The 22055-nt window shown below is 37.1% G+C and carries 18 protein-coding genes and 5 pseudogenes; 11 read left to right on the top strand and 12 right to left on the bottom strand.

All coding sequences use genetic code 11. The features are described 5' to 3' along the window. Window positions 1-38: 38 nt before the first annotated feature. The 4 genes and pseudogenes from NSQ44_RS05910 to NSQ44_RS05905 form a co-directional block, all read right to left on the bottom strand. Complete coding sequence (locus tag NSQ44_RS05910) at window positions 39-1535, bottom strand: TIGR02677 family protein (RefSeq protein ID WP_327873826.1); 1497 nt, start codon at window positions 1533-1535, stop codon at window positions 39-41. Window positions 1536-1553: 18 nt separating this feature from the next. Further along, window positions 1554-1817: a hypothetical protein gene (locus tag NSQ44_RS18975; RefSeq protein WP_063386432.1), complete on the bottom strand. Its 264-nt coding sequence runs from the start codon at window positions 1815-1817 to the stop codon at window positions 1554-1556. After that, window positions 1765-1873: pseudogene (locus tag NSQ44_RS18970) on the bottom strand (UPF0236 family transposase-like protein); the annotation flags it as partial. The pseudogene NSQ44_RS18970 and the gene NSQ44_RS18975, both read right to left, overlap by 53 nt. A 588-nt stretch (window positions 1874-2461) precedes the next feature. Beyond that, a complete protein-coding gene (locus tag NSQ44_RS05905) occupies window positions 2462-2584 on the bottom strand; it encodes a hypothetical protein (protein WP_261308773.1) in 123 nt (40 codons plus the stop codon). Between the two features lie 409 nt (window positions 2585-2993). On the opposite strand from NSQ44_RS05905, the gene NSQ44_RS05900 reads away from it, so the two are divergent. Both NSQ44_RS05900 and NSQ44_RS05895 read left to right on the top strand, forming a co-directional pair. Next, on the top strand, window positions 2994-3512 hold the full coding sequence (locus tag NSQ44_RS05900) for a type II toxin-antitoxin system PemK/MazF family toxin (protein WP_094245423.1): 519 nt from the start codon (window positions 2994-2996) through the stop codon (window positions 3510-3512). A gap of 872 nt (window positions 3513-4384) precedes the next feature. Then, window positions 4385-4723 carry a thioredoxin family protein gene (locus NSQ44_RS05895; protein ID WP_094245422.1) on the top strand — a complete coding sequence of 113 codons (339 nt, stop codon included), beginning with the start codon at window positions 4385-4387 and terminating at the stop codon, window positions 4721-4723. A 632-nt stretch (window positions 4724-5355) separates the two neighbouring features. Here NSQ44_RS05895 and NSQ44_RS05890 read toward each other — a convergent pair. Then, window positions 5356-6672: a (Fe-S)-binding protein gene (locus NSQ44_RS05890; protein ID WP_340858159.1), complete on the bottom strand. Its 1317-nt coding sequence runs from the start codon at window positions 6670-6672 to the stop codon at window positions 5356-5358. After that, window positions 6672-8084, bottom strand: a complete 1413-nt coding sequence (gene glcD / locus NSQ44_RS05885; protein ID WP_311067068.1) for a glycolate oxidase subunit GlcD — start codon at window positions 8082-8084, stop codon at window positions 6672-6674. Before glcD ends, NSQ44_RS05890 begins: the two co-directional genes overlap by 1 nt. Window positions 8085-8217: 133 nt before the next feature. Here glcD and NSQ44_RS05880 point away from each other — a divergent pair, with 133 nt between their 5' ends. After that, window positions 8218-9348, top strand: a complete 1131-nt coding sequence (locus NSQ44_RS05880) for a CdaR family transcriptional regulator (RefSeq protein WP_130157612.1) — start codon at window positions 8218-8220, stop codon at window positions 9346-9348. Between the two features lie 397 nt (window positions 9349-9745). Here NSQ44_RS05880 and NSQ44_RS05875 read toward each other — a convergent pair whose 3' ends face one another. The 4 genes and pseudogenes from NSQ44_RS05875 to NSQ44_RS05860 form a co-directional block, all read right to left on the bottom strand. Next, window positions 9746-10318: a DJ-1/PfpI family protein gene (locus tag NSQ44_RS05875; protein ID WP_063386439.1), complete on the bottom strand. Its 573-nt coding sequence runs from the start codon at window positions 10316-10318 to the stop codon at window positions 9746-9748. A 56-nt stretch (window positions 10319-10374) separates the two neighbouring features. Beyond that, on the bottom strand, window positions 10375-11085 hold the full coding sequence (locus tag NSQ44_RS05870; protein ID WP_327863125.1) for an iron-sulfur cluster assembly protein: 711 nt from the start codon (window positions 11083-11085) through the stop codon (window positions 10375-10377). 52 nt (window positions 11086-11137) lie between these two features. Further along, entirely contained in the window at window positions 11138-12166 is a 1029-nt protein-coding gene (locus tag NSQ44_RS05865) for an amidohydrolase family protein (RefSeq protein WP_340855732.1), read from the bottom strand. A 230-nt stretch (window positions 12167-12396) separates the two neighbouring features. Continuing rightward, a pseudogene (locus tag NSQ44_RS05860) lies at window positions 12397-12603 on the bottom strand (NAD(P)-binding domain-containing protein); the annotation flags it as partial. A 396-nt stretch (window positions 12604-12999) separates the two neighbouring features. Between NSQ44_RS05860 and NSQ44_RS05855 the strand changes: the two are divergent. Both NSQ44_RS05855 and NSQ44_RS18965 read left to right on the top strand, forming a co-directional pair. Next, on the top strand, window positions 13000-14199 hold the full coding sequence (locus tag NSQ44_RS05855; protein WP_066249901.1) for a GTP-binding protein: 1200 nt from the start codon (window positions 13000-13002) through the stop codon (window positions 14197-14199). A gap of 20 nt (window positions 14200-14219) precedes the next feature. After that, window positions 14220-14324 (top strand): annotated as a pseudogene (locus NSQ44_RS18965) (dCTP deaminase domain-containing protein); the annotation flags it as partial. 323 nt (window positions 14325-14647) lie between these two features. Here NSQ44_RS18965 and NSQ44_RS05845 read toward each other — a convergent pair. After that, window positions 14648-14893, bottom strand: coding sequence for a DUF7662 domain-containing protein (locus tag NSQ44_RS05845; protein WP_340855715.1), 246 nt, complete (start codon window positions 14891-14893; stop codon window positions 14648-14650). A gap of 218 nt (window positions 14894-15111) precedes the next feature. Here NSQ44_RS05845 and NSQ44_RS05840 point away from each other — a divergent pair, with 218 nt between their 5' ends. The 3 genes and pseudogenes from NSQ44_RS05840 (at window position 15112) to NSQ44_RS05830 (ending at window position 17312) form a co-directional block, all read left to right on the top strand. Then, window positions 15112-16290, top strand: a complete 1179-nt coding sequence (locus NSQ44_RS05840; RefSeq protein ID WP_340855709.1) for a phospholipase D family protein — start codon at window positions 15112-15114, stop codon at window positions 16288-16290. A 326-nt stretch (window positions 16291-16616) separates the two neighbouring features. After that, a pseudogene (dcd, locus tag NSQ44_RS05835) lies at window positions 16617-17042 on the top strand (dCTP deaminase); the annotation flags it as partial. A 57-nt stretch (window positions 17043-17099) separates the two neighbouring features. Then, window positions 17100-17312 (top strand): annotated as a pseudogene (locus tag NSQ44_RS05830) (30S ribosomal protein S14). A 232-nt stretch (window positions 17313-17544) separates the two neighbouring features. Here the strand turns inward: NSQ44_RS05830 and NSQ44_RS05825 are convergent. Then, window positions 17545-18789, bottom strand: coding sequence for an IS110 family transposase (locus tag NSQ44_RS05825; RefSeq protein ID WP_044899849.1), 1245 nt, complete (start codon window positions 18787-18789; stop codon window positions 17545-17547). 304 nt (window positions 18790-19093) lie between these two features. On the opposite strand from NSQ44_RS05825, the gene NSQ44_RS05820 reads away from it, so the two are divergent. From NSQ44_RS05820 to bioA, 3 genes are read left to right on the top strand one after another with little or no spacing between them, the layout of a single operon-like run. After that, the gene (locus tag NSQ44_RS05820; protein WP_144597546.1) at window positions 19094-19657 is read left to right on the top strand and encodes a biotin transporter BioY; all 564 of its coding nucleotides are present in this window, start codon (window positions 19094-19096) and stop codon (window positions 19655-19657) included. Next, window positions 19657-20379, top strand: coding sequence for a dethiobiotin synthase (gene bioD, locus NSQ44_RS05815; protein WP_063386450.1), 723 nt, complete (start codon window positions 19657-19659; stop codon window positions 20377-20379). Before NSQ44_RS05820 ends, bioD begins: the two co-directional genes overlap by 1 nt. Further along, a complete protein-coding gene (gene bioA, locus NSQ44_RS05810; RefSeq protein ID WP_340855691.1) occupies window positions 20369-21742 on the top strand; it encodes an adenosylmethionine--8-amino-7-oxononanoate transaminase in 1374 nt (457 codons plus the stop codon). Before bioD ends, bioA begins: the two co-directional genes overlap by 11 nt. The last annotated feature ends 313 nt before the right edge of the window (window positions 21743-22055 follow it).

Genomic DNA, 22055 nt, shown 5'->3' with positions numbered 1-22055 from the left:
CGCTTTTTCATCAAACCCTTGCTCCGTCTTTTCCAATGTTACATCTCTCCCTTTTCGAGGACATAAAGTTCATAATTCGGCATCGTAAGTGTACCGTCAGAGGCTTTCAATTGAATCGAGGAAGAATCCTTTTGCAAGATTTTCACTTTCCACCCGTTTTCCGTTTTTACGACTCCGTCTTGTTTTGTCATTGATTTTGCTATCCAGCTTAACAATGTTTTTCGAATGTGCGGTTCGATCACCGGCAACTCTCGTAATACGATTTTATTGTCTTGAATGAGGTTCTCTAACTCTTCTTTCTCACGTTTTTTCTCCAGTAAAAATTTCTCCTTCATCTCCTGTTTCTCTTTTTCATGTGTTTCGATCGCTTCCGGCTTTTTCTTTTCACGGTAATGGCGAACGCGAGGCTTTACCGTCCATTCTGTCGGCTCTTCTTCCCAAATATCACGATAAAAGTTTTCTGTTGCATCGTTCTCTGTTATGAGATGCTTTGTATGGAAACAGCCGAAAACAACAGAGGATAGTCGGTGGGCATCTACTAAACTCGGAAGCTCGGAAAACCACTTTGCTAAATGGAGAAAATCTTTCTTGCGGCTGCGGAAATTGTGATGACGTTCCCCCAGCCTTTGCACGACCCGAGTCATGCGGCGAATGGCTTCATTCGTTTGGTGCTGAAGAAAATACAATTCACTTTCACGTCCTTCTCTGCCTAAAAACCATTCTTTTAGACCTCTCCACTTTTCGAATAAATCTTCTTCAAGTTGTTCTTTCGTCACTTCCATTTCTTCTAATCGAGGAATCGTCATTTGATAATCAGCAACAATTGCGACTAGTTTGTGAACATCATCTTCTCTGATATCTTCCAACAACTTTTCAATTTTTAACGATGTTTTCTGTAAGGCAACGATGAAATCGCGTAAATATGTCGTAAATTTTTCTTTATATACAAGAAAGGCTTCCGACATCATTCGTTCTTCCGTGTTCTCACTGTTAAGGTAAGCGATGTAATCCGCAGAATTTTGAATGATTTTTTTGAAATAATCGAATGTTTCTTCCCAAATTTGATTAATCTCTTCTCGTTTTTCTTGAAAATCGTTTTGTATAATATTTTCTATTCGAACGAGTGAAGAGTATAAACGGTCAAAACGCGTTTTTTCTAAAGATCCTCCGAATGAATCACCTAGCTTCTCTAACGTGCGGATCATCCTCTCAATTTCAACCGTGTAAGGACTGCATTGATAACGAAACCGTTTCTTTTTAAATTCTTCGATTGTGCGAATATTCACCGTCTCTTGCCGAGCAATTAAGTTTTTCCATTTGACAAGCTGATCTAAATCCTGCTGGAGATCGTCTTCCGTATAGTTCTGAAACTCCTCATGTTCTTTTAAAAATGCAAATACTTCTTCAGGAAACAAATATTGCCGCATTCGTTCATGCTGCATATAAAAATATCGTAAAATCGCCCGATAGCGATAAGCATTGTCCGTTGCCAAATACTTTGCCTCAGAAATCGGCTTCAGCCATGAAGAATCCATTATGCATCACCTTATAAATTATGTTTTTATTTCTATTGTAATAGATTTGCAGAGAGATTGAGACAAGATTTTGATGGGGATTTTTTTGCTGTTTTGATTTTTTGGGTATATTTCGTTTTTACGATCTGTTTTGTAAGCGTTCGCCAACCATCTCATCCTGTTTGTATGTGCCTCTTTTGTTTTTTTAAATCCTTTCAACACTTTTAATGCTTGTAAATCGGTGTTCCTGCCGTTTTCCGAAATACTCCCGGCAAGCGGTGATCCACGCGGTTCTATCTCCATTCAGAAAACCAGTCCATCATCGGGTCATAGCTGTATTCTTCCATCATAAACCTTTCAAGCCCTACCTACACCGGCTCATTTCGTCTGATGCACATAGCGACGTTTGTTTACCAAGGGCACTCGTGATCGATGTACTCCAACACCTGTTGAAGCAGTTCCCCGAAGGTTTCTTGAATCATCGAAAATAATTCCATTTCGATCTCTTTTAATGTTTGCTCACCTCTCTTTTCTCCTTGTGTTTGGTTTGTGCACTTATCACAATACAGGAAGAGAGTCCTTTTTGCATTTATTTTGCCTTTCCCCCTACTATTTAAGAGAAACTCCTGCTTCTAACGGAAGGATCTTATCTTTCTCCAACAAACATTTTACTCATACAGAGCGAAGATGCATATGAATGCTAATTTAATAAATGTACAATTTTGATTCTCGCATGAATACTGAACTTGAGGGAAAAGAGGATGCATGCGAAATGAACAATCACAAAAGAGATGAAGAGACCAAAACACTTTTTCTTCTTTTGCTCTTCCTCTTTGGCCACAGTGATCATTTTGCGTGTCCCCATGGATTCCTTTAGAAACCGCATAAGAAGTTCATCCCTTTCCTTTATGTATTTCTGTTGTTGATCTAACCTCATCATGAGTACTTTAGCAGATCGTTTTGTTTGGCACCATCACTTTTAACGTTTGTATATTATCGTTATAACGATCTAATTCCCGTTTTGTCTTCATTTCGCAAACTGCTACGTTTGATTGTCGAACACATGCCATTACTGCTTCTGCCGCTTGTTTCTGGCGTCATATCGCTGCTCTGTTTTATCTCCATAAAACGCTTCAAGAGAATATAATGTCTTTTCTAAATAGCCTCGCTCCCACCCGCGTCTTGCTTGGAGAATGAGAGCATACTTTCTTAAAGCAGATTCCTTCATTCTTAACTAGGTACACACGTCTCTCGGTTCAATCAATATTAGTCCTTCGTCTATATCACTAGTCAAAACACCGATACATTCTGTTATAACACTGTTATATAATCATTCTATTGATGTTTCGGCATACCTGCAAACGACAAAATGATGGGAATGTATAGCGAAAAAATATTGAAGCTTTAACAAACTTTAAGATCATGACGTGATACAATCATGAGTGTAACGGTATAAAACAAAGGGAAAGGGAGAAGAAGATGGAATCAGATGCAGTAAAACGTGAGCGATTACGTTTAAAAAAAGCTGACAAAAAAGCTAAACTAGACGAATGGTATCCCAATAAGATCACATTAGCTAATGAATGGATTGAGAATGAGCAAACGCAAATGAAACGACTGATCGTTCAAGGGGCCATTTTCACTTGCGAACTCGGGGAAAATATCGGCACAGAGCAAAACGGAGAACGACCGGTGCTTGTCCTTTCTAATAACAGAATTAACCGTACATCCGGTAATGTTAAGATAGCTCCGCTGACTACAAAGTTAAAAACCAAAATTATAACAGATCGGAAAGGAAAAACAAAGGTATCGCCAAAACTTGCGACACATTATTTTCTCAAAAAGGAAGTCTATCCGTTTTTAACGCAGACTTCCGCCGTAAAGGTGGAAGAATTAACGACAGTCAACAAAGTAAGGCTAAAGCAACATATCGGCAATATATACAAGGATGATTTAAATAAGATTATGAACCGTGTAAAATGGGTATTTAATCTGTAACGTATTTACAACGTATTGACAGTGTATTGATCATGTATTGACATTTCCCAAGGTTTTTTCTATACTTAGAATACAAAATAAGTTGTCTGTCTCGTCACAGACCATTTCACACGTGAAAAAACGTGGATTCGTTTGTGTTTTCCAACGGAGAGGAGCCTAAATGGTTCCTCTCCTTGCATAATATCAGCAAAAAGCTCATAACTTAATGATAAGTTGCCTGCCGCGTCGCAGGCCATTTCACCCCGTCAGCGGGGGATTTCATGTTTTTTTGCCCCAGTACTTAGGTGCTGGGGGTTAATGTATTTATTGGAGAAGATTTCTCTCGAAGAAAATCTACATAAAGGTCTGCGATGTTGAATGATTCCGCATCAAAGCGGCTGAATGACTTGTGTAATTCAACATAATTAATGTACGTGTTCACTTACAAGGGGTAGAAAAGAGCATCCGTTGATTTTGCTGCCAGCTGCCTAATAAATAGAAAAAGGTATTTTTGCCCAGCAGATCAACGAACAAGAACAATACAAAGGGCAATAAGTTAAAATTTCTTTGTTATATACAAGAAAGACTTCTAACATCATTCGTTTTTCCGTTTTCTTTCCTGTTAAGGTAAGCGATATCATTCGCACAATTTGAAATCATCGAACGTTTACTCTCAAATTTGATTCATCACTTCCAGTTTTTGTTCATAATCAGTTTTTCAAATATTTCTATTCAAACGATTAAAGAATAGAAGCCGTCAATACACATCTTCTAAAGCCCCTCCAAGTGAATCTCCCGCTTCTCAACGTGTGAAGCATCTGTTCAATTTCTTTATACCTTCCTATGGTATAATGAAGTAAGTTTTTTGATCATGAAAGGAGACGAAATGAATTTTGCAGACAAACCATGATTTATTTTCCATAGAAGATGTCGAGCAATTTATTAATAGTCATCATTTGGCATTTATATATATATCCAAAACAAATTGCAGTGTTTGTCATGCTTTGCTGCCAAAGGTGGAAAAAGTGCTGGCTGAGTTTCCAAAAATTCAAATGGGCTTTATCAATGCGGATGATATTCCGAACATAGCCGGTCACTTATCCATATTTACCGCACCTGTTTTAATTTTATATGTCGATGGAAAAGAGGTTTTGCGAGAAGCGCGGTTTGTTCATGTTGAACAATTTAAGGAGAAAGTGAAGAAAATTTATTTTTTAGCAGAGCAATCGTAACTTGTTTGCGGGTGAAGGCACCTTTTGGCTGAGATGTTTCACAGAGGCGGAATGCTAACTAATGTATTCCATGAGCGGAGTCTTCTACACATAGGGGCTGTCTAATAAGTCGATTTTCCGGCTTATAGACGCCCCTTTAATATTTTAGAAACGTTGATATATCAATGATTATGATGTTTCATTCTGGACAGCCCAAAAAATATTCTTGTTCTAAAAGGGAATGAATCTGCTTAAAGTTAGACTGGATCATCAAACGAAAGCAAACTTGCCAACGCCGCAAGCAAAATCTCCAATGACGAAAATGAAGTCTGGAATAAAAAGAAACGTTTAGTTATTTCATTCATGAAAAATCTATATGTTCTCACAACCGTAAAATCTATCTTGATGGCGGTTGAAATAACGGAATGCATGCGCGGTACATTCCGTTTCTTTTCTTCATTTTATGTTGAATTTAACTTAAAATCAGACACAGATGCTTCCGAAGGTCTGAGACACTTGAGTAGAAGCTACTTCAAACAAGTCCGTTTCTTAGAGAAAGTCCTCCCCCATAATCATCTGAACAAAAAACTGCAGCTTAGCAATTAACCATTCACATTAAGTTTCAAAATTACATCAAATATAGTGCTTGTTCGTTATTTCGCTGCTTCTAACAATAGATCCACAATATGAACAGCTTTTACATCCTTTAATCCTTCTCTTTCAATTCCTAGCTTCATTTGCATGAAACATCCTGGATTAGCTGTTACTATTGTAGTGGCACTGGTTTTTTTCATTTTTTCCATTTTCTGATCTAAAATTTCCATGGATGTTTTCGGTTCGACAATGTTATAAATGCCTGCAGAGCCACAGCAGCTATCGGCATTTTCCATTTCTGTGAATGTTACTCCTTTAATTGAACGAAGCAATTCTCTAGGAGCTTTTGACGTTTTCATGACGTTTCTCAGGTGACAGGAATCTTGATATGTGACGACTTGTTCAGGAAGTGAAAGGCGAAATTGTTTGTGAAAATCAAGCTCATATAAAATGGACGTAATGTCTTTTATTTTTGCAACAAATTTTTCAGCGCGCTCTGACCATTGCGGATCATCTTTTAATAAGTGATCATATTCAATCAAGAAAGCGCCGCAGCCACCTGCGTTTGTTATAATATAATCTACTTCGTTTTTTCCAAACGCTTCAATATTTTGTTTTGCTAATTCTTTCGCTAGTTCTTTTTCTCCGCTATGACCGTGCAAAGCTCCGCAGCATGCTTGTGTTTTAGGAATAACAATTTCACACCCGGCTTTTTGCAATAATTGAATGGTTGCATGATTTGTTTCGAGAAACAACGTGTCCATTAAACATCCGGAAAAGAAAGCAACAGTTGCTTTTTTCTCTCCTTTTGGCGGGAAATATTCAGATCGCTGTTTCAGTGTCTTTCTCTCAGGAACATCAGGCAATATCTTTTCCATTTCCCGGAGATGATATGGAAACAGTTTCATAAATCCTATTTTACGTGCCGCTTTTTGAAGTCCAGATTTTTGATAAAATCCAACTAAGCTAGTTATGTTGATTAAATTACTTTTTTTAGGAAATAGTTGTTTAAAAACCACATTTCGAACTGCCCGCACAGGTAAAGAATGCTTTTTATTTTGGTTCATTATGTCTCTTGCTTCTTCTAATAAATGTCCATAATTCACACCTGATGGACAAACCGGCTCACACGCACGACATCCTAAACACAAGTTTAAAGACTTTTCAAATTCATCATCCGGTTGAAGGACCCCATCATAAACTGCCTTCATTAAGGCAATTCTTCCTCTTGGTGATTGGCTTTCTTTATATCCAGACACAATGTAAGTTGGACAAGATGGCAAACAAAAACCGCATCTCATACAATTTAACAGCTCATCTTCGTCCATGCGTTCCTTGAAATCTCTTTGGATATTTTGCTTTTCTGATTCTGTCATCATTTTGAGATCACCACTCGTTTTCGTGTATCCTTTGCAAATAATTTCCCAGGATTCATAATATTGTTTGGATCCAATGCAGCTTTGATCGACTTCATCACATCGATGCCAGATTTCCCTAGCTTCCATTCTAAATAAGGCGCTTTCATGGCTCCTACTCCATGTTCTCCAGTAATTGTTCCTCCCAGTTCAATGGCCTTTGCAAATATTTCAGCAAAAGCTTTTTCCACCCGTTCCATCTCATCTTTCTTCCGAATATCTGTCGTGCAGGTAGGATGAAGGTTTCCGTCTCCCGCATGACCAAACGTGCATATTTTTACGTTATGTTTTGCGGCTATTTCATTAATGGCTTTGACCATTTTGGCAATTTCTGATCTTGGAACAGTCGCATCTTCTAAAATGGTAGTTGGTGCCAGTCTGGCTAATGCGGACAAAGCGGTGCGTCTCGCTGTTCGTAAAGCTTCAGCTTCTTCTTCTGACTGGGCAATTTGTACAGATACGGCGTTTTCACTCCTGCATATTTCTTCCATGACCTTCATATCTTTACTCACATTTTCAGGCGTTCCATCTTGTTCAATCAGTAATACGGCTTGAACGTCTGTTGGCAGTCCGATTTGTGAATAGTCCTCCACTACTTTTAGCGTCGGCTGATCTAAAAACTCTAAAGTTGCCGGAATTACTTTATTGGCAATAATTTTCGATACGGAACGCGCAGCAGCTTCTAAATCTTGAAATAAAGCAAGCATTGTCTTTTTTGATTCAGGCAGTGGGATCAGCTTTAATGTCGCTTCTGTAATCACTCCTAACGTTCCTTCAGAACCTATAAATAAGCGTGTTAAATCATACCCTGCCACATCTTTCGCTAGCTTTCCTCCTGTTCGAACAATTTCCCCATTAGGAAGAACCGCCTCTAGCCCCAGCACATAATCACGAGTTACTCCATATTTCAGTCCTCTTAATCCTCCAGAATTTTCGTTAATATTTCCCCCAATTGTAGATATTTTCATTGAGCTTGGGTCTGGTGGATAAAACAAACCTTTTTGTTCCACCGCATGGATTAAATCAAGTGTGATAACTCCCGGTTGACATGTGACGGTTAAGTTTTCCTCATCGATCTCTAAAATTTTGTTCATATGTTTAAATAGAAGAACGATTCCTCCTTCAACAGGACAAGTGCCGGCGCATAAGTTCGTACCAGAGCCCCGCGGAACAATCGGTATTTTATTTTTATTACATAATTGCAATATTTTAGATACTTCCTCTGTATTTCTAGGCGAAACGACCGCATCCGGAATCGATTGAAAATTTGGAGTCGCATCATACGAATATACTAACCTTTCAACTTCCGAATCTTCAAAATTTTCTTCTCCTACAATATTTATGAATTCCCTCTTTATATCAGGAGCAATCATTCAAACCCCTCACTTTTATTCTTTTCGTTTTATTATAAAGAATGAGAGTCATATTATCTATGTATGATGATATAATTAACATAGCAAAAATGCCTTTTTTATTGTCTTTTTAACCAAAAGGGTGGTGATACAGATGCAATTATCCCCAAAGCTGGCTGCTAAAATTATTTCAGAGGTTCAGGACGTAGTCAAAGAGGATATCATATTAGTTGATATTAATGGGATCATCATATCCTCCACTGATGAGAGTCGGATCGGCTCTTTTCATGAAGGAGCTACGATTGTTATTAAGTCCAAACAAAAGCTTTACATTGATCAAATCAAAGCACAAGTGCTGAAAGGCGTCAAAGCAGGAATCAATATGCCCATTATGTTTCATAAGAAGGTAATTGGAGTGATCGGAATAACTGGCGAACCGAAACAAGTGGAGCCTTATGCGGACTTAATTAGAAGAATGACAGAGCTCATTATACAAGAAGCATATTATACTGAAAGAAACGAATGGGAAATAAGAGGAATAGAATCGTATCTTTATGAATGGATCAATGCTTCATCTGTGGATAAAGATTTTTTAGAGCGCGGGTTTATGTTAGGCATTCCTGTGTATGACACTCATGTTTGCACACTCATGGAATTGGAGATACACACATTAAATAATTACGATATTCATCGAATTCAAAAAGAAATCATAGAATTGTTTTATTCTATCTTCGGGAAAGAAAAACATTTTATTGTTCGATGGGGGCAAGAGCGCTTTTTAGTATTAAAAAAGATGGATGCTTCTTATAAACAAAATTATTTTTACAGTCAGTTAAACGATTTAAAAAAAAGATTCGAAAACAGATACAAAAGCACTTTAGCTATTGGCATAGGAAAAACAGCTTGCAAACACATGATCAATAAATCTTTTAAAGAAGCACAAAAAGCATTAAAGGTAGCGCGAAAAAATAAAGGCATTGTATTTTATGAGGATCTTATATTAGAAATCATCTTGGAAGATATCCCATCAGAGATGCAAAAAGATTTTTTGAAGCAAACCATTCATATGATGGAAAAAGATCAAATTCTAATCGAAACGTTACAACACTATATGAACAATAATCAATCGATCAAAAAAACAGCAGAGGAAATGAATATCCATATTAATACACTGCACTACCGTTTAAATAAAATCGAAGAGCTGACAGGAATTAACCCTAAAACAACAGAAGGAATTGTCATATTTTATATATCGTTACTGTTATTAAATTCTTTAAACCGTTAAGTCCGTATAATTTGATCGAAACGGGAGTGAATGAAAAAAGACAATCGGCAAATGTTGTTCGGGGAGACGACCGTAAGGAAAAATTTGGGATTGCTGCCATACACCAAGCATTAATTCCATAGTGTCTTTTAATGGGCAATTTCCTTTTAGACAAGTAATTAAGAACTGCTCTAAATGTGGAGAACGTCTGGACACATGTTTGACATTCCAATGATTTTCTCTAACTGTCTCATTTGAACGTCACTCAAAATCATCCTCATTGGATTTCCTCCGCTTACATCTTGGATTCGATGATAAACGTATTTTTCCTGATGAAACAAAAAATCCCGAATATCGAACTTTTTTCAAGTATCCGATATTCGGGTTGCATTTTCAAATACATCAGCCCTTTTATGTTTTAAACAGCAGACTTTTCTCTTACATTCAACAATTTAAAGAATTCTCTCATGAATCCCGGTAAATCCGGCCAAGCGTGGCCCGATACAATGTTACCATCCACATGAAGCATTTTTTCCACATAAGTAGCGCCTGCTGCTTCCACTTCTGGTCTACAAGCAGTGTAAGCTGTCATCTCTCTTCCTTTGATATATTCTCTTACAGTTGTTAAGACTAATTGTCCATGACAGATCACCCCAAGAGGTTTATTTTCTTTTAAAAAGTGAGCAGCAATTTCCTGAACCTTTGGATTCATACGAATATATTCAGGCGCACGCCCTCCTGGGATAATTAATCCATCATAGTCGGCAGGATTAATCTCATCTACTGATGCATGAGATTCGATTTTATATGCCCATTTTTCTGTAAAAGTCTCCATTTCAGGAAGGAAATCATGGACAACCGTCTGGAGCTTCTTTTTAACAGGTGAGGCAATTGTACAATTAATATTTTCTTCAATACAACGATAATAAGGATAAAACACTTCTAATGCTTCAGCAGCATCGCCAGTAATAATAAGAACATTTTTACTCATCTTACATCACCTTTCCTTTTATTATGAAATTATTTGTACGCTGTAAAAATTATGAATCATTTTGCCAAACTGCCTTCATAAGCAGCAGACAAATTATATCGTGCCTCCAACAATCCCCGGCAATAATGCGCATTAAACTCCATGCTCAACCTTGTCAGCTTGGCGCCTTTCAAGTAATCTGAAAACTCTTCTTCAGTCAATGGTTTCCCTTCTGGAGTTGTTATGGCAAATGTACTTGAGTGGTGGAATACTTTTTTCTTCTCCAAATATTTTTCTCTTAACAGCCTCCCTTCTTCAGGCAGGGACAGTTCATTCAGTTCTTGTAGAGATAAAGACGTAATTTCTTTCTTTGACATTCCTATTTTTAGTAGATATTTCATCAGTTTCTCTTGCCTTGCATAGTAGGCTTTTATATCAAAAGTTTTGCGCAATTCTTCAAGATCTCCGTCAGATACATTATGGAAGACTTCGCGAAACGATTTTCCTGCTGATGCTCCGTGATTAATTTCATCGGATGCGCAATGATCGAGTAAATGAACTTGAACCGTTTTTACCCATTCAATCTCAGATACATATTTCCTTATATCTTCAGCCATGATGTAGGCAAAGTTAGGAGAGCACCAATAAGTTGGAAGGCGAAAGACTACTTTAACATGATTATCCTTAACGATGACTTGATCGATAAATCCCAACTCTGTTAACGGCTGATCCAGTTCAGGATCATACACTTTTTCAAGCATGCTATATACTTGCTTTTCTTTATCCATTACCTCGCTTTCACCTCCCTTTTAAGTTTTTTCATCAACTATTCTCTATTCGTCACGCTATACGTTTGGATAATTGACAATTTTTTAATTTTTCTTTTTGTTTTTCGATATCAATGTTATATAATCTCGCTGCATTTCCTGCTAAAATATTTTTTTTCACTTCCAAATCAAATGTAACTCCAGTTTCTTCTTGTATATCCTCTGGAAGCTCATATTCAAGAAACTTTTCAATGATCCACTTCGGTTCCCATATAGCATAATCACTTCCAAAAATGATTCGGTCTTCATCAAGCCAATACAACAATTCACTTATAATGTGAGCAAAATAACGAGGTCGAGTATGAATTAAAGCAATGGCAACTGACAAACCTGCATAGACATTTTTCTCTTGTGTAGCAATCCAACAAAAATCTTCTAATCTTGGAAGTCCTACGTGTTCGACAATAAAGTTCAGTTCAGGGAAACAACTTGCTGCATCATCAACATCTGCTACGTCAAATGCATCCCGATTTAAAGGAGTGATCGTTGGACCCTTATGAATATGAATATTTCTTATCCCCAGCTCTTGGCATTTTTCAAGATATCTTTTTGACCAGTCATCAGATAGTTTATAGCCCTTTGAATTACCGTACCAATCAGCTGTATATAACTTGACACCTTGCCAGTTGTATTTTTCTTTATTTTCTTCTAATTTTTCTAAACCTCGTTCACCATGTCGGGGATCGAATGTTCCATTGCAAATAAAACGATTAGGGTACTTTTTTGAAAGTTCCTCATTTGCATCAAAATTACCAAAACCATTTTTATAAAACTCTTTTAGAAGAACTGGTTGGAAAATCGCCATATCCACATATCCTTCCATAAACACGTCATTCACAAGTTTTTCTGGAGAATACTTTACGAACTCATCTTTCGGCCACCAATATTCTTTCGGACTTAGATTTTTGTGATAATCATAAAAACAACTAATAAATTGTTCTCCGTGGATATTCAATTGATTCTCCTTGCTTCCATCCCATAAGGCAATGTGTGCATCAATAATAAAAATTTCTTCACCATTAGATGCTTTAAACAATTTCATTCCCCCTCACATGAGATTAATTAAATAATTGAAATCGCTATCATTTTTTACGAATATTCATTGATGTTTATCAGGTAATAATACATTATTTTCTTTTTATTCAGAAAATTTTAATCAAATTATACTTGGTTCATCCTCAATTTGATATATTCACTTAAACAAAAAAATAACCATTTCTCCAGCAATTTTTTGGGTGATTAAACAAATTTTTTATAATCAAAAACAGACAGCGAAACAGCGTTTAAATCTAATGCACCAAATCCTTGTCCTGTGAACGATGGCGTAATAAATCTCATCTCCTTCGGCTATTGCATAAACGGTGACCCAATACGGTCACGCTCTAAAATTCCGAAATTTTTCATTCCTAATTGTTTTAATAATATCCCCATTCCAATCCCGGCAGGACCCGCTCCTACGATTAGAATAAAAGGGTTCATCTCTTTTCCACTCCTTGAAAATAGTAAAAACTATACCATCTAAAACGGAATTTGTGAATGGATAATCTTTTTTCCATTTATAAAAGCATTGTGCACATCGATTTCAAGCTTCCAGAAATTGTTCATGATGTGTATTGTACGTTTGTTTTGTAGAAGACCTTTCTCTGAAGTACTTTTTGGCAGCTATGTTTGCGTTCTGCTTTTACGTATATCTTTTAATATTCGGCTTGCGGCATTCTAAATCAATACTCCCACAGTTTATTTTGCATTTACGAAAAAAATATGTTTAAATATTATATAAATCGTAATGATTACGATTTATATAAATTGGTTTTCAATTATCTCGAACCGATCTGAGGTCAAAGAAAAACTTTAATTGTTGAAAGGAAGATGACAATGGATAAAAAAATACCTGTGACCGTTTTAAGCGGCTACTTAGGAGCAGGGAAAACTACCATTCTGAATCATATTTTACAAAATCGCCAAGGGCTCAAGGTAGCCGTTATTGTGAACGATATGAGCGAGGTCAATATTGATGCTGAATTAGTCAAACAAGGCGGAGAGCTTTCAAGAACTGAGGAGAAGCTAGTCGAAATGTCAAACGGATGTATTTGCTGTACATTAAGGGAAGATCTATTAATTGAAGTAGAAAGGCTCGCTAAACAAGGAAATATCGATTATATCATTATTGAATCGACTGGAATTAGTGAGCCAATCCCAGTTGCTCAAACTTTTTCATATATTGATGAAGAACTAGGAATCGATCTGACGCGCTTTTGTCGATTGGATACGATGGTGACGGTTGTAGATGCCAATCGATTCTGGAAGGATTACCAGTCAGGTGATCGGCTATTAGATAGAAAGCAAGCGTTAAGTGAAGACGATACTCGTGAAATCGCAGACCTTCTTATTGACCAAATTGAATTTTGCGATGTGCTCATCTTGAATAAGTGTGACTTGGTGTCTGAAGAAGAATTGGCAAAGCTGGAAAAGGTATTAAAAACATTGCAGCCAAAAGCGAAACTTATTCGTACTGTCAAAGGTGAGATTGATCCTCGAGAGATTTTAAACACTGGACTATTCAATTTTGAGGAAGCAAGCTCTTCAGCTGGATGGATCAAGGAGTTAGAGCAAGGGCATGATCAGCATACACCGGAAACTGAAGAATATGGAATTTCTTCCTTTGTTTATTCAAGACGTTTGCCTTTCCATTCCGAGCGCTTTTACAATTGGCTTCACTCCATGCCCGAAAATATTGTAAGGGCAAAGGGAATTGCATGGTGCGCAACTAGAAATAACCTTGCCCTTTTGATGTCACAGGCAGGACCTTCTGTTAGTATTGAACCGATCTCTTATTGGGTCGCTTCTTTACCGAAAGAAGAGCAGCAGCAAATTTTAAAAGAAAACCCTCATTTGCTGGACGAGTGGGATGATCAGTTCGGAGATCGGCAAACAGAATTGGTATTTATTGGAATAGATTTACGCCCTGAAGAAATTATAAAGGAATTGGATAAATGTTTACTAACCGACGCTGAGTTTGATCAAGACTGGTCTACTCTTCCAGATCCATTCCCTTGGAATTTACAAAAAGTGTAACTGGAGGAAGGAAAGAAGGAATGATTTTATCTGGAAAAACTATTCTTGAGAAAATACAACATAAAGAATTGGTCATTGATCCCTTAACAAAAGAGCAAATTCAACCTGCTTCAGTAGATTTGCGCTGTTTAGTGCAAAATAAAAGTACAGAGTTCTGCAACAAAAAAGTGCAGAGCTTCATGGCATAAAAAAAGGCTTGCCAGCTCCTAAAATACCCTCTACTGTTTAAGGTTGTGAAGAACAAAACAGTGGAGGTAATGAAAGGATGCTAGCAATGCATGAAATTCATCATATCAACATTTGCGTGAAAAGAAAGGGTTATCGCTTTCCGAAATATAAATAAAAAACTACTTCATTTATAAATTTGTATTAGTTGTTTGTTAATGTTCTAACAGACTAACAAATTCTTCTTGTTTTTCACTGATTACACGATTTAAAACTAATACCTTTAATCATTGATTGTTTTGTGGAATGTAACCTTTTTACCAAGTTCAACCGTATCTACTTTCCAGCCATAGTCCATCCATCCTTTTGCTTGACTATTGCCGTAGTGATTTGCCCACCATTCTCTATATTTTGTTGCAGAAGGCGGTAATTTGAATCCGAGAATGCTCTCAATTTCGTCAATAGTGATTGTAATAGTTGATACATCTTGTTTGTTGAGGTATGCCCCTAATGGTTGATATATAGTCATTTTTAACCTCTCCTCTCCATTTTTTTACTTTATCCTATAATATACAGCTTCAAGGTGACAAGTAAATGAATATTGGGGGTATAGAAAAAACAATAAAATCTAGAGATAACGATATAACGAAGAATTGAAGGATTAGAACTACATCTCGTTGAATTAGGTTACAGGAAATGTTTGTTGAAAAATCAAACTAGGCAATGTGAAAAAAGAGGTGGTGAACCATGTCAGTTCATTTGATTACCAATGATTTATTAGATCAATTTAATGAGTTGCTGGAGATGACCGAAGCGAAGCTCAATATTGTTTCTCCTTTTATTGGTATGCAGACTGCTTCTAGGTTGGCGGACTGGCTCATTCAAAATCCTAATGTAAAATGTAACATAATCACCCGATTTTATCGGGAAGAATTCATTGAAAATGTCAGTAGTGTCTTTGGTCTTGAAAAGTTACTGCACGCTGGGGCAAAAATATATGCTTTGATAGATTTACATTCTAAACTGTATGTGTTTGATTCTCATTCTGCCATCATTGGTTCGGCAAACTTTACTCACGGAGGTTTTGTATCAAACCATGAGATTGCTGTTTTACTGAGCAATGAGCCAGAAATTGCATCCAAATGTATAGAATACTTTGATGATTTATTATCAAGGATTGAAAATGCAGGGGGAGGTTTAGTTACACAAGAATGGATTGATGAGGAAAAAGAGGCAATTCGTAAAATAGCTCCTAATAGAAAGGATAAATCCGTTACTTACTCGAACGAAGCAAAAAAGGGCGTGAAGCTTTCTAAGATTGTTAAACCAGATTCTTTTGAAGAGTTTATCCAAAGTACGCCAAAGATTAGCTTAACACATGAAGAAGTTTGGCTGAAATTTGAAGGGACTGGGGAAGACCGCATTCCTAATCATTTGAATTACCAAGAAATGAAGGGTGTGCGGAAAAGAGATCTTAATCGAACATTTTTTCCAACAAGACCAAGTGGTATCAAAAAAGGTGATTTGTTATTTTTGACTATTGTTAGCTACGATGAAAATAATCAACCAACTCCGATGATTGTTGGATATGCTCGAACAGATGGTTATAATCATGACAATGTTGCTGTTGCCAGTGAAATAAAAGAAGAACCTTGGAAAGAAAGGTTTCCATACTATGTAGAGTTTACAGATGGTAAAGCTATCAAGGCTCCAATTAAGAATGGCATTCGTTTAATTGACTTATATGCTAGTCTTGGAAAAGCAACGTATCCTTCATTACAACAAAAGTCAAATGTTAGCTTAAAAACATTACACAGTATGCATTTTAGAAGGTCACACATTCGTATTACAAGTGAAGCAAGGGACTATCTGATTAAAGAGCTAGATAAGTTGTTTACTAGATATGGGTATATTCAGCTCGGATAAGTATCAATAGTAAAGGGCGATAAGCAAATAGAGACTTATCGCCCCGTTAGAAGTGATAATCATTTATCAGTTACATAAGTTCTTGCCGAATAAAAGTAATTTTTGTGTTAGTTAATTCATCTATTAGGGGTATCCCAAACAGTTGAATATCTTGATTGTCTAAAAATTCAAGGAACTCCTTTATCTCATCCTGTTCTTTAATTAGATAACTCTTATTCAAAACAGCAATTCCAAAGAAATATCCTTTGGAGATTTTGAATTCGGCTGCGGATAGGAAAGCCTTGCTTCTCCTTTCTGAAAGAACCAAGCTGACATAACATAATACTGATTTGCGCCTTGGAAATCATTTTCTTGTGATGGATGAGCACACCAATGCTCATCTATCATTAGAGGCGAAAGCGAAATATAAAGAAGTAGTGGCTGAAAACGAGAAAATTGTCATTCCCCCCTTCTCTTTCTTGCTTGCTACTACTATAGAAACCATCGAGCTGCCGGAAAATCTTACTGCTTTCGTAGAAGGAAGAAGCTCGATCGGCCGCTTAGGGCTATTTATTCAAAATGCCGGTTGGGTTGACCCGGGATTTAAAGGACAAATCACGTTGGAACTGTTTAACGCGAATCGCCTACCGATCGAATTAACGATAGGAAGAAGAATTTGTCAGATTATCATTTCTAAAGTTGATCAAGAAGCAGAACCATACAGCGAAAAATATTTATTTCAAAAAGAAAAGCCGAATTTTTCAAGACGATGATGTCACGCAATAATGAGGAATTTTCAATAATAAATGATATGACAGGAAGGACGAACATTGGCTAAAAAATCAAAAATAGCGAAAGAAAGAAAAAGACAAGAATTCGTTGTTAAATATGCTGAGCTAAGACGAGAGCTAAAGTAGAAAGAGGACTATGAAGCACTTCAAAAGCTCCCCCCTATCCGTCTAAAAAATCGTTGTGAAATTACCGGAAGGCCAAGGGGCTATCTCCGTAAAAATGCTTCAATGACAAAATCGGTCTTTCGATGATTGCTGTTATAGTTGGCAAAGTTCCCTTCATTAACCTCCTTCTTTTTTAATATGTTAACCAAACAGAATTTTAGGTTGACATTTCTATCATTCTTCTTGCATAATAAAAAACAAATATTGTATTAGGAGGAAAAGTCTGAAATATCTCTTACGGGCGACCACTGAAATAGAGGGCATAGTAAAATAAGCCATCGATCGATGACTTTATTGGAAATATTTGGTTGATTGATCATCAAGTTGTAACTGCCGTCACTCGAAAACCTTGACTTTTAGCTAATAAAATCGCTTGTTCTACCGTGATCTCACGGTTTACTGGAAGAACGTCTGATTTTTTATATAATTCTGGATTATACGGCTCTTTCTTTTTGAGAATGTTGTATATAGCTGTTAACAGCATACGTGCAATGGCAATAATTGCTCGTTTGTGACCACGACGTTTTTTAAGTTTTAAGTAGCGGTTTCGAATTTCGGGATGCTTTTCACTTTTGACCACAGCAGTTGCACACTGTACCAAAAGAGGCTTGATGTAGCAGCCAGCTCTCGAAATTCTTACTGACTTTTTCTTGCCGGCACTCTCGTTATTCGTGGGTGTTAGTCCTGCCCAGGAACATAAATGCTTAGCTGTCGGAAACACGTCCATATTAACACCTATTTCCGAAACCACGGCAATGGCGGAAAAGATGTTCTTAAAGGACGGAACAGTTAAGATTAAGTTGATTTCTTCTGTGTAGGACTCGGCAAGAGAAAGGATAATTTTTTCAAGATCTGCTTTACGAGATTGAAGATCTTCATAGTGCTGTTTAATGACCTTTAATTTATCAGCCTGTTCCGGTGTAATATATCCGTCTATGGCGAGTTCCAAATCAGAAAGTTTCTTCTTCATGGAACCGTGAATTAAAGGTTCTATGTCAAAAGTGGTATCCAAGGGATTCCCTAAAATCTTGTCAATAATGTTCATGGAGCTTTTACCGAAGGTATCCGAAACAACATTTCCAAGTTGAATATTAGATACAGTTAAACAGTTCTGAAGACGATTCTTCTCACTCGACATAAAATTAGTCAATTTAAAACGATAACGCATAAGGTCACGAAGCTGTCTGATAGCCAGCGGTGGCATAAAGCTTCCAGCTACTAGATCATGCTTAAATAAATCGGCAATCCATTTGGCATCTTTTTTATCAGTTTTTTTACCACGGATAGCCTTAACATATTTTGGATGTGCAAGAGTAATGTTACAGGAATCCTCTAGAACATTAAACACGGGAATCCAGTATTTCCCGGTAGATTCCATACAAACATCCTTACAGTTATTTTCACAAAGCCATTGTGACAGCTCTTTCAATCCTTTTGTATAGGTAGAAAAGCGATGGCGTTTGTAAGTAGTGACACCTTTGTTGGTAGAAGCAATACAGGCAACAACAAAGGTTTTGTGGACATCAATCCCACAGCATATTGGATAAACAATCTTTAATCCCATAGGGATAACTCCTTTCACGTTATTAAAGGGATAGACAGCATTGACTGATTGCCCAGCAATAAACGAGTAGTTGTTTATACAAAGATAAGTCTGCGTGCTCGAAGTCACACTTATTTGTGCTTGGAAAGGCAATCTACACATATAAACATGCGGTCACCCTGCAACCAGAGTGGCCCACTCACCTCCGCGTGATTTGTAGTTGACTGTTATCCCTATGACTTTAGAATAATAAAAATAACGCCGGTGGCACAATTGTTTCATTACGTTTTGTGCCTTGAGCGAAGCGAAAGGAATGGATATAAACATGAAAATCAAGTCGATGGTGTTAATTGCTCTTTTTGCGGCGTTAACGGCGATTGGTGGGTTTATTAAAATCCCTATTCCATATGTCCCATTTACGCTGCAAATTGTATCTGTTTATTTAGCTGGGTGTTTGTTAGGCCCGAAACTCGGAATGTTAAGCCAGCTTGTTTACGTTTTGATCGGACTGGCAGGTGCGCCTGTTTTTGCGGAAGGAGGAGGTCCAAGTTACATTTTTAAACCTACATTTGGTTATTTACTAGGTTTTGTGTTAGGAGCATACGTCAATGGCTGGTTGATTAAGAGATTTCAATTGGTAAAAACATTTTCTATTTTCCTCGCTAATTTCGCCTGCCTTCTTGTAGTGTATCTTCTTGGCTGTCTTTGGTTATATGGAGCAATGAAATTTATTTTCGATAAGTCGTTAACGATTGCTCAAACATTATTATTTGGTTTTGTGATTCCTATACCGGGAGATATTTTCTTATGTATCCTATGTTCCATCATCGCAGCGCAGATTCTTCCACGGACGAACTTTTTGATTCATAAACAAGGAGTTGCATCTTAATGGGAAAAGCGATTTTTATCACAGGGACCGGAACAGAAATTGGCAAAACGATTGTCACTTCCATTCTATTTCTGGTATTGAAAGAAATGGGAGTGAAAACAAAAATATTTAAACCCATTCAAACAGGTGTATTAGAAGAGAGCGATTCTTTTGCCGATCAATATTGGTATGAAGAAGTGATCGGAGAAGAAAAAGGCTCTACGGGGATGTATTATATGGAGCCTGCTGTTTCCCCTCATTTAGCTTCAGAGATCACAAATACTACGATTCTGCCAAATGAAATAAAAAATAAAATTTTAGAATTAAAAAATCAATACGATGTTGTTCTAGTAGAAGGAGCAGGCGGACTCGCGGTTCCGCTCATTGAACATTCTAACGGATTTTATATGACAAAAGATTTAATTCAAGAATGTGAATTGCCAACAATTCTCGTGTCTTTGGCTGGATTAGGGGCTATACACCATACACTCACAACTGTAAATTATGCCGAAATGCACGACATTAAAATCCTCGGGCTTATATTTAACCATTTTGACCAATACAATATGATTCATATTGATAATGTACGGACTATACATAAGATGTTGAATCTTCCTATCATCGCTAAATTGCCAACAATGGACTCGTTGTCTAAAGACAGTCTTACTCAATTAGCCAAAACATTGATATCCAAGCAAGAACTTAAGAATGTATTGTCAGGGGGATTAGAAATTGAAGTATAGCTACGAACAGTTAGAACAACTTGATAAACAATATGTATGGCATCCTTTTACCCAAATGCAGTCTTATATCGAAGAAAAGCCGCTCATCATTGAAAAAGGAAAGGGAAGCTACCTTTATGATGTCGAAGGAAAAAAATATTTAGACGGTTATGCATCTTTATGGGTAAATGTTCACGGACACAGTGACCCTGAATTAAACGAAGTGCTTCATGAACAAATTGAAAAAATCTCTCATTCTACGCTTTTAGGGTCCGCGAATGTTCCTTCCATTTTATTAGCAAAAAAACTAGTGGAAATTTGGGCAGGAAATTTATCAAAAGTATTTTATTCCGATACAGGGGCTGCTGCCGTTGAAATTGCATTGAAGATGGCATATCAGTACTGGCAAAACATTGACCCTGTCCGCTACAAGGATAAAAACAAATTTATCTCATTTAAAGAAGCTTATCACGGGGATACCATTGGTGCTGTAAGTGTTGGCGGAATGGATTTATTCCATCGAATCTTTAGGCCGCTATTGTTTGAACGAATTGAAGTACCTTCCCCATATGTATATAGAATGGACGAATATGGCGATGAAAAGGAAATTGTGAATTATTGTTTAACAAAGCTTGAGGAAACGCTTGAACAGCATCATTCAGAAGTCGCGGGTATGATTGTCGAACCGCTCGTTCAAGGAGCGGCGGGTATCATTGTACATCCGAAAGGGTTTTTAAAAGGTATTGAAAAGCTTTGCCGCAAATACAATATTTTGCTTATTTGCGATGAAGTGGCTGTTGGATTCGGCAGAACCGGAACATTATTTGCCTGCGAACAAGAAGATGTCCAGCCTGATATTGTTTGCTTAGCCAAAGGCATCACAGGAGGATATTTACCGCTTGCGGCAACATTGACAACAGAAGAAATTTATTCTGCATTTTTAGGAGATGTTCATGAAAATAAAACCTTTTTCCATGGTCATACATATACGGGAAATCAATTATCTTGTTCTGTTGCGTTAAAAAATATTGAGTTGATCGAAAAGAGAAACTTAGTTTCGGATGTCCAACGAAAAGCCCATGCGTTGGCAGGTAAATTGCAAAAGCTTTATGAACTGCCGATCGTCGGTGATATTCGTCAAAAAGGACTCATGATTGGCATCGAAATCGTCAAGGATAAGAAAACAAAAGAAATATTCGACCGCTCGGAGCAGATTGAGCATAAAATTATTTTAGAAGCTAGAAAGCGCGGTCTCATTATCCGACCATTAGGTCCTGTCATCACGTTTATCCCTGTTTTGGCGATGACCGATGATGAGCTAAAGACCGCTGTTGATATTATTTTTGATTCGATTGCGGAAATGGTAAGCATCAAGCAGTTTTAAGATGAAGGTACTGTATCGCTGCAAGGGGATGTCTAATAAGTCGATTTTTCGGCTTATAGACGCCCCTTTAATGTTTTAGAAACGTTGATATATCAATGCTTATGATGTTTCGTTTTCAGTGGATTTTGACTTTCTGGACATCCCCTTCTTACCTCTAGTCAAGTATTTTTTAGTAAAACTATTTGTTTCAGTGGATTTATTTAGGAGGAAGGGGTACCTCTTCCTCCTAAATAAATTTACGCATGCCAAATAGACCCAACGATTTTTGCTTTTTTCGCAAGGTCAAATATGTTATCCTTTTCCTACACAATTA

Source organism: Aeribacillus sp. FSL M8-0254 (assembly GCF_038008845.1).
Taxonomy (GTDB): Bacteria; Bacillota; Bacilli; order Bacillales; family Aeribacillaceae; genus Aeribacillus; species Aeribacillus composti.
This window is presented reverse-complemented; position numbering and strand designations above follow the sequence as displayed.

Bases quoted from the DNA above. Each gene is read 5' to 3' on its own strand.
- NSQ44_RS18975 (WP_063386432.1), bottom strand. From the start codon at position 1,817: ATGGAGATAGAACCGCGTGGATCACCGCTTGCCGGGAGTATTTCGGAA.
- NSQ44_RS05900 (WP_094245423.1), top strand. From the start codon at position 2,994: ATGGAATCAGATGCAGTAAAACGTGAGCGATTACGTTTAAAAAAAGCT.
- NSQ44_RS05840 (WP_340855709.1), top strand. From the start codon at position 15,112: ATGTCAGTTCATTTGATTACCAATGATTTATTAGATCAATTTAATGAG.
- NSQ44_RS05845 (WP_340855715.1), bottom strand. From the start codon at position 14,893: ATGACTATATATCAACCATTAGGGGCATACCTCAACAAACAAGATGTA.
- NSQ44_RS05865 (WP_340855732.1), bottom strand. From the start codon at position 12,166: ATGAAATTGTTTAAAGCATCTAATGGTGAAGAAATTTTTATTATTGAT.
- NSQ44_RS05870 (WP_327863125.1), bottom strand. From the start codon at position 11,085: ATGGATAAAGAAAAGCAAGTATATAGCATGCTTGAAAAAGTGTATGAT.
- NSQ44_RS05825 (WP_044899849.1), bottom strand. From the start codon at position 18,789: ATGGGATTAAAGATTGTTTATCCAATATGCTGTGGGATTGATGTCCAC.
- NSQ44_RS05875 (WP_063386439.1), bottom strand. From the start codon at position 10,318: ATGAGTAAAAATGTTCTTATTATTACTGGCGATGCTGCTGAAGCATTA.
- glcD (WP_311067068.1), bottom strand. From the start codon at position 8,084: ATGATTGCTCCTGATATAAAGAGGGAATTCATAAATATTGTAGGAGAA.
- NSQ44_RS05905 (WP_261308773.1), bottom strand. From the start codon at position 2,584: ATGGCATGTGTTCGACAATCAAACGTAGCAGTTTGCGAAATGAAGACA.
- NSQ44_RS05820 (WP_144597546.1), top strand. From the start codon at position 19,094: ATGAAAATCAAGTCGATGGTGTTAATTGCTCTTTTTGCGGCGTTAACG.
- NSQ44_RS05910 (WP_327873826.1), bottom strand. From the start codon at position 1,535: ATGGATTCTTCATGGCTGAAGCCGATTTCTGAGGCAAAGTATTTGGCA.
- bioD (WP_063386450.1), top strand. From the start codon at position 19,657: ATGGGAAAAGCGATTTTTATCACAGGGACCGGAACAGAAATTGGCAAA.
- NSQ44_RS05890 (WP_340858159.1), bottom strand. From the start codon at position 6,672: ATGACAGAATCAGAAAAGCAAAATATCCAAAGAGATTTCAAGGAACGC.
- NSQ44_RS05855 (WP_066249901.1), top strand. From the start codon at position 13,000: ATGGATAAAAAAATACCTGTGACCGTTTTAAGCGGCTACTTAGGAGCA.
- NSQ44_RS05880 (WP_130157612.1), top strand. From the start codon at position 8,218: ATGCAATTATCCCCAAAGCTGGCTGCTAAAATTATTTCAGAGGTTCAG.